This is a genomic window from Enterobacter sp. BNK-16 (assembly GCF_048684955.1).
In the GTDB taxonomy this organism is placed as follows: Bacteria; Pseudomonadota; Gammaproteobacteria; order Enterobacterales; family Enterobacteriaceae; genus Enterobacter; species Enterobacter bugandensis.
Genome location: NZ_JBLQTQ010000001.1, coordinates 373,924 through 386,163 on the forward strand (window position 1 = coordinate 373,924; position 12,240 = coordinate 386,163).

13 protein-coding genes are annotated in these 12,240 nt (G+C 55.5%); 7 read left to right on the forward strand and 6 right to left on the reverse strand.

Going from position 1 to position 12,240, the window contains the following annotated elements:
• The first annotated feature begins 111 nt into the window (after positions 1-111).
• Positions 112-1,152, forward strand: a complete 1,041-nt coding sequence (locus ACMGGH_RS01790) for an aldo/keto reductase (protein WP_232948959.1) — start codon at positions 112-114, stop codon at positions 1,150-1,152.
• 75 nt (positions 1,153-1,227) lie between these two features.
• On the opposite strand, the gene ACMGGH_RS01795 is transcribed toward ACMGGH_RS01790, so the two are convergent.
• Both ACMGGH_RS01795 and ACMGGH_RS01800 read right to left on the reverse strand, forming a co-directional pair.
• On the reverse strand, positions 1,228-1,716 hold the full coding sequence (locus ACMGGH_RS01795) for a TIGR00645 family protein (RefSeq protein ID WP_003862473.1): 489 nt from the start codon (positions 1,714-1,716) through the stop codon (positions 1,228-1,230).
• An 81-nt stretch (positions 1,717-1,797) separates the two neighbouring features.
• Positions 1,798-2,301, reverse strand: a complete 504-nt coding sequence (locus ACMGGH_RS01800) for an ESA_00282 family adhesion-associated protein (protein ID WP_041908140.1) — start codon at positions 2,299-2,301, stop codon at positions 1,798-1,800.
• Between the two features lie 103 nt (positions 2,302-2,404).
• Between ACMGGH_RS01800 and ACMGGH_RS01805 the strand changes: the two genes are divergently transcribed.
• On the forward strand, positions 2,405-2,809 hold the full coding sequence (locus ACMGGH_RS01805) for a hypothetical protein (protein WP_219358140.1): 405 nt from the start codon (positions 2,405-2,407) through the stop codon (positions 2,807-2,809).
• Positions 2,790-3,269, forward strand: coding sequence for a cytoplasmic protein (locus tag ACMGGH_RS01810; RefSeq protein ID WP_416172908.1), 480 nt, complete (start codon positions 2,790-2,792; stop codon positions 3,267-3,269). The genes ACMGGH_RS01805 and ACMGGH_RS01810 overlap by 20 nt, the downstream gene beginning before the upstream one ends.
• Positions 3,270-3,311: 42 nt before the next feature.
• Here the strand turns inward: ACMGGH_RS01810 and exbD are convergent, their stop codons facing one another.
• Complete coding sequence (gene exbD, locus ACMGGH_RS01815; protein WP_032643392.1) at positions 3,312-3,737, reverse strand: TonB system transport protein ExbD; 426 nt, start codon at positions 3,735-3,737, stop codon at positions 3,312-3,314.
• 4 nt (positions 3,738-3,741) lie between these two features.
• Positions 3,742-4,473, reverse strand: coding sequence for a tol-pal system-associated acyl-CoA thioesterase (exbB, locus tag ACMGGH_RS01820; RefSeq protein ID WP_028014417.1), 732 nt, complete (start codon positions 4,471-4,473; stop codon positions 3,742-3,744).
• A gap of 251 nt (positions 4,474-4,724) precedes the next feature.
• Here exbB and metC point away from each other — a divergent pair, with 251 nt between their 5' ends.
• Positions 4,725-5,912, forward strand: coding sequence for a cystathionine beta-lyase (metC, locus tag ACMGGH_RS01825; protein WP_193540934.1), 1,188 nt, complete (start codon positions 4,725-4,727; stop codon positions 5,910-5,912).
• 143 nt (positions 5,913-6,055) lie between these two features.
• Positions 6,056-6,715, forward strand: coding sequence for a DedA family general envelope maintenance protein YghB (gene yghB / locus ACMGGH_RS01830; protein WP_028014419.1), 660 nt, complete (start codon positions 6,056-6,058; stop codon positions 6,713-6,715).
• A gap of 45 nt (positions 6,716-6,760) precedes the next feature.
• On the opposite strand, the gene ACMGGH_RS01835 is transcribed toward yghB, so the two are convergent.
• Positions 6,761-7,660 carry an AraC family transcriptional regulator gene (locus ACMGGH_RS01835; RefSeq protein WP_232948961.1) on the reverse strand — a complete coding sequence of 300 codons (900 nt, stop codon included), beginning with the start codon at positions 7,658-7,660 and terminating at the stop codon, positions 6,761-6,763.
• A 195-nt stretch (positions 7,661-7,855) separates the two neighbouring features.
• Between ACMGGH_RS01835 and yqhD the strand changes: the two genes are divergently transcribed.
• Positions 7,856-9,019: an alcohol dehydrogenase gene (gene yqhD, locus ACMGGH_RS01840; protein ID WP_232948962.1), complete on the forward strand. Its 1,164-nt coding sequence runs from the start codon at positions 7,856-7,858 to the stop codon at positions 9,017-9,019.
• A gap of 105 nt (positions 9,020-9,124) precedes the next feature.
• On the forward strand, positions 9,125-9,952 hold the full coding sequence (gene dkgA, locus ACMGGH_RS01845) for a 2,5-didehydrogluconate reductase DkgA (RefSeq protein WP_021242117.1): 828 nt from the start codon (positions 9,125-9,127) through the stop codon (positions 9,950-9,952).
• Between the two features lie 73 nt (positions 9,953-10,025).
• Here the strand turns inward: dkgA and ACMGGH_RS01850 are convergent, their stop codons facing one another.
• Entirely contained in the window at positions 10,026-12,197 is a 2,172-nt protein-coding gene (locus ACMGGH_RS01850) for a YgiQ family radical SAM protein (RefSeq protein ID WP_232948963.1), read from the reverse strand.
• Positions 12,198-12,240 lie beyond the last annotated feature (43 nt).

The following is a 12,240-nucleotide window of genomic DNA, read 5'->3' on the forward strand; positions in this document are numbered from 1 at the left end:
GCTTCACAGGTCGCACAGCCACCGTTAACCCTTATCTTCGCACGACATGATGTGATAAGTTCAGAATGAAAACGACGTTTCAAAAAATCATCTATAAGAAAAGGAGACATCATGTCCTGGTACCCTGACGCTACCCGCTACGAGAATATGCAGTACCGCTACTGTGGCAAGAGCGGCCTGCGCCTGCCCGCGCTGTCGCTGGGCCTGTGGCATAGCTTCGGCCACGTTCAGCCCCTTGATTCCCAGCGCGCGCTGCTGCGTAAAGCCTTCGACCTCGGGATTACCCATTTCGATCTTGCCAACAACTACGGACCGCCTGCGGGAAGCGCGGAAGAGAACTTTGGCCGCCTGCTGCGTGAGGACTTTGCCCGGTATCGCGACGAGCTGATTATCTCCACTAAAGCCGGTTACGACATGTGGCCAGGCCCGTACGGTTCAGGCGGCTCACGTAAGTATCTGCTCGCCAGTCTCGACCAGAGCCTGAAACGTATGGGCGTCGAATACGTGGATATTTTCTATTCCCACCGCGTGGATGAAAATACGCCAATGGAAGAGACGGCCTCCGCGCTGGCTCATGCTGTTCAGAGTGGGAAAGCGCTGTACGTGGGCATTTCCTCCTACTCTACCGAGCGCACACAAAAAATGGCCGCGCTGCTGCACGAGTGGAAGATCCCGCTGCTGATCCACCAGCCGTCCTATAACCTGCTTAACCGCTGGGTCGATAAGACCGGCTTGCTGGATACGCTGGAAGCAAACGGCACGGGGTGTATTGCCTTTACCCCGCTGGCGCAGGGTCTGCTGACCGGAAAATACCTGAACGGTATTCCGGAAGGTTCTCGCATGCAGCGCGAGGGGAACAAAGTGCGCGGCCTGACGCAGAAAATGCTGACGGAAGCTAACCTGAACAGTCTTCGTCTGCTTAATGAGATGGCGCAGGCGCGCGCGCAGACGATGGCGCAGATGGCGTTGAGCTGGCTGCTGAAAGATGCTCGCGTGACGTCAGTGCTGATTGGCGCGAGCCGCCCGGAACAGCTGGAGGAGAATGTTCAGGCGCTGGGTAATCTGCGCTTTACGGAAGATGAACTGACGCGGATTGACCAGCACGTGGCGGACGGGGAACTGAATTTGTGGCAGGCGTCGTCGGATAAATAGTGTGGTTCGATGCTTTCTCCCCTCACCCTAACCCTTCCCCGGGAGAGGGTTAGGGTGAGGGGAGAAATGTGTACCTTATTTCTTACTGATCTTATCCAGATACCCCATCACAAACGCCGACAGCACAAACGTCAGGTGGATAATCACATACCACATCAGCTTATTATCCGGGACGTTTTTCGCGTCCATAAACACGCGTAACAGGTGGATAGAGGAGATTGCCACTATAGATGCCGCAACTTTATTCTTCAGCGACGAGGCGTCCATTTTCCCCAGCCAGCTGAGCTTTTCTTTATGCTCGGCGATATCAAGCTGAGAGACGAAGTTCTCATAACCGGAGAACATCACCATCACCAGTAAGCCGCCCACCAGCGTCATATCCACCAGCGACAGCAGAACCAGAATTAAATCGGCTTCCGCCACGGAGAAAATGTTCGGCAATACGTGGAAAATCTCCTGGAAGAACTTGATCGTCAGGGCGACCAGCGCCAGGGAAAGACCGAAATAGACGGGTGCGAGCAGCCAGCGAGAGGCATACATTGCGTTTTCAAAGAAGCGTTCCATAAAATCCTGTCTGCAAACGAAACCAGCGCTCAGTATATCTCAACGGCGCTGACTGTTTGCAAGAACTAACCAGTACGCCACTCAGACGTCGTCCGGGTTAACCTCAGGACGCGCATACTCCGGCCAGACCAGCACCACCAGCTCCGGGTAGGCTTCCAGGCTAAACTCGCGAAAACACTGGCGAAGGTTTAATACGTCCAGGTCGGAATACGAGACCTTCTCACCGTTAAGACAGCGCTTTTTGATGTTGTCGTAATATTTATAAACCGCTGAATTCAGATCGCTACAGCGACGCTGCGCCTCAAACAGACCGGGCGTGTCATTAATTTCCGACATTTTCATGCGCTTAATTGTCGCGTGTAAGAAGTCGATATATTCATGATTCACCCGCCAGTACCAGACAGGCGTAACGGAGTTCATCAAAACAGAGAAATGATCTTCTCCTTCCTCTTTTGTCATCAGTTCAGGTTGTGGCGGTTCACTGGTGTCTTTCGACACTTTCGTTTTATTGAACTCCTGCATCAATAAAAGCACACCAGCGGTCAGTAATAGTAATGTGATGACCGTAAAAAAGATGCTGTTCATGGGTTGGCTCCATTTTTTTTGATTTTAAAATTGCCTCATGATATTGTCAACGAATCTCACGCCTTTACCAACCCCACCCTGTTGAAATTAAAGGAAATTAAAAATGCTGCCCGACTATCTCGTCCCGGCTAAGTACCACATTACGCCTGTGGAACAGCAACCGACGGAAGAAGAAAAAAAGGCCAGTTTCACTCAGGGGAAAAGAAAGCTCTCTGATTACGAGCCTGATATATTAATTGGCGTTTCTCACACTGGCAAATCCCGTAATATGCTGCTGGAAGAGCACGATCGCCATATAAAAGACCGCTTATTTCGCGCTATAAAAATTGAAGCCTTCGTCCACCTGCTGAATGACCTGCAGGCAGAAGGCGAAATAGATGCCCAGAAACTAAGTCAAATAATGGCTGAAAAAACGAAGGAAATAAATGAGGCCGGCAATGAAATTTGGCTTAATCTAATTACGCGAGAAAAAAACAACCCTATTTTTTATACCCTGGGGGAAGATTAACGTGAAAGAAGTTAAAGTTAAAGACAATAACGTTTATTTGACTTTAGATGATAAAAAAAGTGATGAATTTATCTTAAAGCAAAATATCGAGGGGCTAAGAAATGCAAAAAATGCCGAGATGACGCGTATTACACAAGACCTGGTATCGATCCCGGCAACGCTGGTGCGTCTGAAATGGCAGAATCGCCGTGAGATTTATCCGTTACAGGTTAAAGAAGAAATTTACGGCGCCGTGATGAACGCCATCATCGAACAGCTTCCAGAACTGAAAGAGAAACTGCTGGGACGTCTTGAGGCCAACTATCAGTATCTGCTTGCCAGAGAAGTCGCCACCCTGCGCCTGACGCGCAAACTGTCAGCCGGTGAGTACCGTACGTCAAACGTCACCTGCGTTGCGCTCGATGAGGACGCGCTGACCCCCACCTCCTCTACCGCACCGACGGACAACAAAAACGCATAAACCAACAGGCATAAAAAAAGCCGGCTTTCGCCAGCTTCTTTATCACTTCGAGGCCGCTTTCTCTTCCCCGACCAGCCCAATCTTCAGATAACCCGCCTGATGCAGCGTGTCCATTACCTTCATCATGGTTTCGTAGTCGACGGTTTTGTCCGCCCGGAAGAAGACGGTGGTGTCCTTCTTGCCGCCGGTCAGCTGGTCCAGCGCCGGAATAACGGAGGCATCCGTCACAGGGTCGTTCCCCAGGAACATGGATTTATCCGCTTTCACCGACAAATAAATTGGCTTTTCCGGACGCGGCTGCGGCTGGCTGGAGGAGGCAGGAAGATTCACCTTCACGTCCACCGTCGCCAGGGGGGCTGCCACCATGAAGATAATCAGCAGCACCAGCATGACGTCGATAAACGGCGTCACGTTGATTTCGTGCATTTCGCCGTTATCGTCCAGATTTTCGTTTAGACGCATTGCCATACAATCAACCTACGCGCAGTTTAGACGCCGCGTGCACCGGCTTCACGGCGCTGGCATTCAGGTCGAGATCGCGGCTTTGCAGCAGCAGAACCTGAGCGGCAACGTCACCGAGCGTGGCTTTGTAGTTGCCGATCATACGCGCGAAAATGTTGTAGATAACCACCGCCGGAATTGCCGCAACCAGACCGATTGCCGTCGCCAGCAGCGCTTCCGCGATACCCGGGGCCACTACCGCCAGGTTGGTGGTTTGGGTCTGAGCAATGCCGATAAAGCTGTTCATGATGCCCCAGACCGTACCGAAAAGACCGATGAACGGTGAAATCGCGCCGATGGTCGCCAGATACCCATTGCCGCGTCCCATGTGTCGGCCAACGGCCGCAACGCGACGCTCCAGACGGAAACCGGTACGCTCTTTAATACCTTCGTTATCTTCACTGCCGGCGGAGAGTTCCAGCTCGTTCTGAGCTTCATTCACTAACAGGGTGGTCAGGCTTTTCGGGTGGAAGGATGAGGTCATCTCAGAAGCCTGATCCAGAGAGCGGGCTTCTGCCAGCTGCTGCTGTTCCCGCTTGAGGCGACGCTTCTGCGAAAGCAGCTCGGCGCTTTTGCTGAAGAAGATAGCCCAGGTGACAACGGACGCCAGAATCAGGCCGATCATCACAATCTTAACCACGATGTCAGCATGATGATACATGCCCCAAACGGAGAGATCCGTCTGCATCAAATTATTACCCACTCTGTATCTCCAGGACGCAAATCACAAAATCTGAACGTAATAATATCAAAAAGCCGTCGAATTGATAGTCGTTCTCATTAGTATTTACATGGTGCCGTAATTTTCGCTCAGTTTCCTTGCGCTTACGCAGTAAAAATTTCTTATGCGCTTTTTTGCTAATATTTTCTGCTTATTCGATAAGCATGCGGGTGCAGTTTTTTACAATCGTGGTAGTCTGGACGTCCAGACGTATAAAAACAGGGTTAGCGAACATGACCAAGAAGCATCTTGATACCACGCTGGTGCAGGCGGGACGCAGCAAGAAATACACTCAGGGATCGGTCAACAGCGTGATTCAACGCGCTTCCTCGCTGGTGTTTGATACCGTTGAGGAGAAAAAAATCGCCACGCGTAACCGCGCGAAAGGTGGGCTGTTCTACGGTCGCCGCGGCACGCTAACCCATTTTTCGCTGCAGGAAGCGATGTGCGAGCTGGAGGGGGGCGCGGGCTGCGCGTTGTTCCCGTGCGGTGCGGCGGCGGTCGCGAACACCATTCTGTCGTTTGTGGAACAGGGCGACCATATCCTGATGACCAACACCGCCTATGAACCCAGCCAGGATTTCTGCACCAAAATTCTCAGCAAGCTCGGCGTGACCACCAGCTGGTTTGACCCGCTGATTGGTGAAGGCATTGCTGAACTTATCCAGCCAAACACGCGCATTGTGTTCCTGGAATCTCCTGGCTCCATCACCATGGAAGTGCACGACGTTCCGGCTATCGTGAAGGCCGTGCGCAGCAAAGCGCCAGAGGCGATTATCATGATCGACAACACCTGGGCGGCAGGTGTGCTGTTTAAGGCGCTGGAATTCGATATTGATATCTCGATTCAGGCGGCAACGAAATACCTGATTGGACACTCTGACGGGATGATTGGCACCGCGGTTTCCAACGCGCGCTGCTGGGACCAGCTGCGGGAAAATGCCTACCTGATGGGCCAGATGGTGGATGCAGACACGGCATACATGACCAGCCGGGGCATTCGTACGCTCGGCGTGCGTCTGCGTCAGCATCATGAAAGTAGCCTGAAAATCGCTGAATGGCTGGCGCAGCATCCGCAGGTTGAGCGCGTGAACCATCCGGCGCTGCCGGGTAGTAAAGGCCATGAGTTCTGGCAACGTGACTTTACGGGCAGCAGCGGGCTGTTCTCGTTTGTCCTTAAAAAACGGCTGAGTAATGACGAACTGGCAAGCTATCTGGATAATTTTACCCTCTTCAGCATGGCCTACTCCTGGGGCGGTTTTGAATCCCTGATCCTGCCGAATCAGCCGGAGCAGATCGCGGCCCTGCGCCCCGGCGGAGAAGTGGACTTCAGCGGCACCCTCATTAGATTGCATATCGGTTTAGAAAATGTGGACGATTTAATTGCGGATTTATCTGCAGGCTTTGAACGTATCGTGTAGAGTGCGGGCTGAAAATGTACTCCCCGGACGCTTTTGTGAACACTGCATGCAGAAAAGTCTGCATGAGTTGCGCCTGCGATCAATCCCGACAGGTGAAATTGGGAGTACAATAGCGTTATCTCTGCTGTTCCACAGGAAAGTCCATGGCTGTTATTCAAGATATTATCGCGGCGCTCTGGCAACATGATTTTGCCGCCCTGGCGGATCCCCACGTTGTAGGCGTCGTCTATTTCGTGATGTTCGCGACGCTGTTTCTGGAAAATGGATTACTGCCAGCCTCGTTTTTACCCGGTGACAGTTTGCTTTTGCTTGCCGGGGCGCTGATCGGCAAAGGCGTCATGGACTTTACGCCAACGATGGTTATCCTTACCTCCGCCGCGAGCCTGGGCTGCTGGCTGAGCTATCTGCAGGGCCGCTGGCTGGGGAACACGCGCGTGGTGAAGGGCTGGCTGGCGCAGTTGCCCCATAAATATCACCAGCGTGCGACCTGTATGTTTGACCGCCACGGCCTGCTGGCGCTGCTCGCCGGGCGTTTCCTGGCGTTTGTGCGCACCCTTCTGCCCACCATGGCGGGTATTTCCGGGCTGTCTAACCGCCGCTTCCAGTTCTTCAACTGGCTGAGCGCCCTGCTGTGGGTTGGCGTGGTCACCACCCTCGGCTACGCGCTGAACATGATCCCCTTTGTGAAGCACCATGAAGATCAGGTGATGACCTTCCTGATGATCCTGCCGATATTCCTGCTGGTTGCTGGGCTGGTGGGTACCATTGCGGTGGTGATTAAGAAAAAGTATTGCAGTGCATAAACAAAAGCCGGGTGGCGTTACCGCTTTCCCGGCCTACGTTTCCCCTCAGGCGCCCTGCATCGTTCTTATACGTGACGCATCTTCTCCCGGCGTGACGCCGAAATAGCGCTTAAACTCCCGACTGAACTGCGACGCACTTTCGTAGCCGACGCGCATGGCCGCCGCGCTGGCCTTCATGCCGTCGTGGATCATCAACATCCGTGCCTTATGCAAACGGTAGGTTTTGAGGTACTGCAGCGGCGAGGTGCTGGTCACCGACTTAAAGTTGTGGTGAAACGCCGAAACGCTCATGTTCGCTTCCGCCGCCAGCTGGTCAACGCTGAGGTTCTCCGTGTACTGGCTTTCAATACGCTTGAGCACGCGGCTGATCAGGCTGAAGTGGGTCTGTCGGCTCACCAGCGCAAGTAACGCCCCGCCGCCCGGCCCCAGCAGCACGTGATAAAGAATTTCGCGGATAATCTGCTTGCCGAGAATACGCGCGTCCAGCGGCCTTTCCATGACGTCCAGCAGGCGCTCAATGGCGCAGAGGATCTCTTCCGACAGCGTCGCCGAGTTAATCCCGCTGGAGGCCATCGACGGCTGGAAAAGCTCGTCTTCGCCAATCTCCATCAGCAGCTCCTGCAGCTGAAGAATATCGACGTTGACGCGAATACCCGCCAGCGGGACCGACTCTGTCGCGAAGGTTTCACATTCGAAGGGTAAAGGTACCGTCAGGAGCAGATATTCATTGGTGTCGTAGCGGAACACCCGCTCGTTGATATAGCCAATCTTATGGCCTGAAAAGAGAAAAACGATGCCCGGCTGGTACATCACCGGCGTGCGCGTCCCGGGCTGCGTGCCGTAGAGCAGGCGAATGTCCGGCAGCAGGTCGCTAACATTATTTTCTTTATCTATCAGCCTTTTAATCTGCGAGGTAAGCTGAAGGCAGATCGCTTCACGGTTCATTTTACGTTACTCCGGGTACGGTTTCCGACCCTCACAGTCTGCGCATTCTTACGAAGTTTCTCCAGCGCTCTGTAGAAATGGGCAAGACATCGGCAGGAATGTGCATTGAGAGCCTGGCCCCGGACGGCCACAATGAGCAGCATCAGGTAGCCATCAGCGCCACCACGGTTTTTCACCCACTAAAGGGAACGAGCAATGAACAACTTTAATCTTCACACCCCAACCCGCATTCTGTTTGGTAAAGACGCTATCGCCGACCTGCGCGCGCAGATCCCTGCTGACGCCCGCGTGCTGATCACCTACGGTGGCGGCAGCGTGAAAAAAACCGGCGTGCTGGATCAAGTTTACAGCGCTCTGGACGGACTGGACGTGCGTGAGTTCGGCGGCATTGAGCCAAACCCGTCTTACGAAACGCTGATGAACGCGGTGAAAATCGCCCGCGAAGAAAACATCACCTTCCTGCTGGCGGTCGGCGGCGGCTCCGTGCTGGACGGCACTAAATTCATCGCGGCAGCAGCGCACTACGCTGATGGCATCGATCCGTGGCACATCCTGGAAACCCGCGGCAGCGACATTAAAAGCGCGATCCCGATGGGATCCGTATTGACCCTGCCAGCGACGGGTTCTGAATCCAACAAGGGCGCGGTGATCTCCCGCAAAACCACCGGCGACAAGCAGGCCTTTATGAACGAACACGTTCAGCCTGTCTTTGCCATTCTGGATCCGGTTTACACCTACACCCTGCCCGCGCGTCAGGTGGCGAACGGCGTGGTCGACGCCTTTGTACACACCGTCGAGCAGTACGTGACCTACCCTGTTAATGCCAAAATTCAGGATCGCTTCGCGGAAGGCATTCTGCTGACGCTGATTGAAGACGGCCCGAAAGCGCTGAAAGAGCCGGAAAACTACGACGTGCGTGCCAACGTCATGTGGGCCGCGACGCAGGCGCTGAACGGCCTGATCGGCGCTGGCGTGCCGCAGGACTGGGCAACCCATATGCTGGGCCACGAGCTGACGGCGATGCACGGCCTGGACCACGCCCAGACGCTGGCCGTTGTGCTGCCTGCGCTGTGGAACGAAAAACGGGATACCAAGCGTGCCAAGCTGCTGCAGTACGCCGAGCGCGTGTGGAACATCACCGAGGGTTCTGACGATGCGCGTATTGAGGCCGCCATTGCAGCGACCCGTAACTTCTTTGAAAGCCTGGGCGTACCAACACGTCTGTCCGGCTACGGCCTGGACGGCAGCTCCATCCCTGCCCTGCTGGCAAAACTTGAAGAGCACGGCATGACCCAGCTGGGCGAGCACGGCGACATTACGCTGGACGTCAGCCGTCGAATCTACGAAGCGGCACGCTAAGCGTTTTTGGCATCCTGACTTTCGTTTTTTGACATTTCGTCCAGACTTAATGCACACCCCATCGCCGGAGTCCCCCTCCGGCGATGCGCACCTGAAGGAGGAAAAATGGCAAACCAAACCGTAATCAAGCTGCAGGACGGCAACGTGATGCCCCAGCTGGGGCTAGGTGTATGGAAAGCCGGTAACGACGAGGTCGTCTCCGCCATTCATAAAGCACTCGAAGTCGGCTATCGGTCGATTGATACCGCCGCCGCGTACAAAAACGAGGACGGCGTGGGGACCGCGCTGGCCAGCGCCGGCGTCCCTCGCGATGAGCTGTTCATCACCACTAAACTGTGGAACGACGATCAAAAGCGCCCCCGCGAAGCATTGCAGGAGAGCCTGGAGAAACTCCAGCTTGATTTCGTCGATCTGTACCTGATGCACTGGCCGGTTCCGGCCATCGACCATTACGTTGACGCCTGGAAAGGGATGATTGAACTGCAGAAAGAGGGGCTGGTGAAAAGCATCGGCGTCTGTAACTTCCAGGTGCATCACCTGCAGCGCCTGATTGACGAAACGGGCGTCGCTCCGGTGATTAACCAGATCGAGCTGCACCCGCTGCTGCAGCAGCGCCAGCTTCACGCCTGGAACGCCACCCACAAGATCCAGACCGAGTCCTGGAGCCCGCTGGCGCAGGGCGGTGAAGGCGTGTTCGATCAGAAAATCATCCGCGACCTGGCGGATAAATACGGCAAAACCCCGGCGCAGATCGTCATTCGCTGGCATCTGGACAACGGCCTGGTGGTGATCCCGAAATCGGTCACGCCGTCGCGCATTGCCGAGAACTTCGACGTCTGGGATTTCCGACTGGACAAAGACGAGCTGGGTGAAATTGCGAAGCTGGATAAAGGTAAGCGGCTTGGGCCGGACCCGGATCAGTTTGGCGGTTAATCGCGTTAAAACGCCGGGTGGCGGCTTCGCCTTACCCGACCTACAAAAAACCCCGGCAAGCCGGGGTTTTCTTTTACGCTTTACGCTTCACAGGTTTCTTCACACTGGAATTACCGTTCGATCGCTGATGCACAATCGGCGTATGTTTGGTCAGCGCCGGGCGCGTATTGCGGTTCTGGCGACGCGCTTCGCGCATCTCATCCAGCGTAGGAGCCGGAACCAGGCAGTCGCGGCGCGAGCCAATAAGGTGTTTTTTACCCATCTCTTCCAGCGCCTGGCGGATCAGCGGCCAGTTTTTCGGGTCGTGGTAACGCAGCAGCGCCTTATGCAGACGACGCTGTTTATCCCCTTTCGGCACAACCACCTCTTCACTCTTGTAGCCAATCTTACTCAGCGGGTTTTTGCCGGTGTAATACATGGTCGTCGAGTTGGCGAGCGGTGAAGGATAGAAGTTCTGCACCTGATCCAGACGGAAGCGACGCTGCTTCAGCCACAGCGCCAGGTTCACCATGTCTTCATCGCGCGTGCCAGGATGCGCGGAGATGAAGTACGGGATCAAATACTGCTCTTTGCCCGCCTGCTTCGAGTAGGTGTCGAACAGCTGCTTAAAGCGATCGTAGCTGCCCATGCCCGGCTTCATCATCTTCGACAGCGGGCCTTCTTCGGTGTGCTCCGGCGCAATCTTCAGATAACCGCCGACGTGGTGCGTCGCCAGCTCTTTGATATAGCGAGGATCTTCCACGGCGATGTCGTAACGCACCCCGGAGGCGATGAGGATCTTTTTGATGCCCTTCAGGTCTCGCGCGCGGCGGTAGAGGTTGATCGTCGGCTCGTGGTTAGTATCCATGTGCTCGCAAATGCTCGGGTAGACGCAGGAGAGACGACGGCAGGTCTGCTCCGCGCGCGGCGACTTGCAGCGCAGCATATACATGTTCGCGGTTGGGCCGCCGAGATCGGAGATCACGCCGGTAAAGCCCGGCACCGTGTCGCGAATGGCTTCGATCTCATTGATGATCGAATCTTCAGAGCGGCTCTGGATAATACGGCCTTCGTGTTCGGTAATGGAGCAGAAGGAGCAGCCGCCGAAGCAGCCGCGCATGATGTTGATCGAGAAGCGGATCATCTCATACGCCGGGATACGGGCGTTGCCGTACGCCGGGTGCGGCACGCGCTTGTACGGCAGCGCAAAGACGCTGTCCATCTCTTCGGTGGAGAGCGGGATCGCCGGCGGGTTGATCCAGATGAAGCGCTCGCCGTGCTTCTGCATTAGCGCGCGGGCGCAGCCCGGGTTGGTTTCATGGTGCAGAATACGGGACGCGTGCGCGTAGAGCACCTTGTCGGCTTTCACCTTCTCGTAGGACGGCAGCAGCACGTAGGTCTTTTCCCACGGCTTCGGGCGCGGCGGCTGCACAACGATAGCCTTCGCTTCCGCTTTCTTCGGCTCAACCGGCTTGTTATCGGCGCACGGCAGATCTTCACCGTACGGGTGCGGGATCGGGTCGATTTTGCCCGGCATATCAATAATGCGGGAATCCACCCCGCTCCAGCCCGGCAGCGCCTCTTTCACCATGATCGCAGTATTGCGCACGTCGCGGATGCTGCTCACCGACTCGCCCTGCGACAGACGGTGCGCCACTTCCACCAGCGGACGCTCGCCGTTACCGTAAATCAGCATGTCGGCCTTGGAGTCCACCAGCACCGAGCGGCGCACGGTATCTGACCAGTAGTCGTAGTGCGCGGTGCGGCGCAGGCTCGCCTCGATGCCGCCGAGGATCACCGGCACGTCTTTCCAGGCTTCCTTGCAGCGCTGGGTATAAACCAGGGTCGCGCGGTCCGGACGTTTGCCCGCCACGTTATCCGGCGTGTAGGCGTCGTCATGGCGCAGCTTACGGTCGGCGGTATAGCGGTTGATCATCGAGTCCATGTTGCCAGCGGTCACGCCGAAGAACAGGTTCGGTTTTCCCAGACGCATAAAGTCGTCTTTGCTGTTCCAGTCGGGCTGGGAGATGATCCCCACGCGGAAGCCCTGCGCTTCGAGCATACGGCCACAGATGGCCATGCCGAAGCTCGGGTGGTCAACGTAGGCATCGCCCGTGACCAGAATGATATCGCAGCTGTCCCAGCCCAGTTGGTCCATCTCTTCCCGGGACATCGGCAGGAACGGCGCCGGTCCAAAGCAGGCCGCCCAGTACTGGGGCCAGGAGAAGAGGTCACGATCCGGCTGGATCAGGGAAATTGCGCTCATAGTGCTTCCGAAGAAAAAATAGACAAAAGGGCGGGGATTATAC

Coding starts and splice junctions, on each gene's coding strand:
- ACMGGH_RS01790 (WP_232948959.1), top strand. CDS start 112: ATGTCCTGGTACCCTGACGCTACCCGCTACGAGAATATGCAGTACCGC.
- ACMGGH_RS01795 (WP_003862473.1), bottom strand. CDS start 1,716: ATGGAACGCTTCTTTGAAAACGCAATGTATGCCTCTCGCTGGCTGCTC.
- ACMGGH_RS01800 (WP_041908140.1), bottom strand. CDS start 2,301: ATGAACAGCATCTTTTTTACGGTCATCACATTACTATTACTGACCGCT.
- ACMGGH_RS01805 (WP_219358140.1), top strand. CDS start 2,405: ATGCTGCCCGACTATCTCGTCCCGGCTAAGTACCACATTACGCCTGTG.
- exbD (WP_032643392.1), bottom strand. CDS start 3,737: ATGGCAATGCGTCTAAACGAAAATCTGGACGATAACGGCGAAATGCAC.
- metC (WP_193540934.1), top strand. CDS start 4,725: ATGACCAAGAAGCATCTTGATACCACGCTGGTGCAGGCGGGACGCAGC.
- yghB (WP_028014419.1), top strand. CDS start 6,056: ATGGCTGTTATTCAAGATATTATCGCGGCGCTCTGGCAACATGATTTT.
- ACMGGH_RS01835 (WP_232948961.1), bottom strand. CDS start 7,660: ATGAACCGTGAAGCGATCTGCCTTCAGCTTACCTCGCAGATTAAAAGG.
- yqhD (WP_232948962.1), top strand. CDS start 7,856: ATGAACAACTTTAATCTTCACACCCCAACCCGCATTCTGTTTGGTAAA.
- dkgA (WP_021242117.1), top strand. CDS start 9,125: ATGGCAAACCAAACCGTAATCAAGCTGCAGGACGGCAACGTGATGCCC.
- ACMGGH_RS01850 (WP_232948963.1), bottom strand. CDS start 12,197: ATGAGCGCAATTTCCCTGATCCAGCCGGATCGTGACCTCTTCTCCTGG.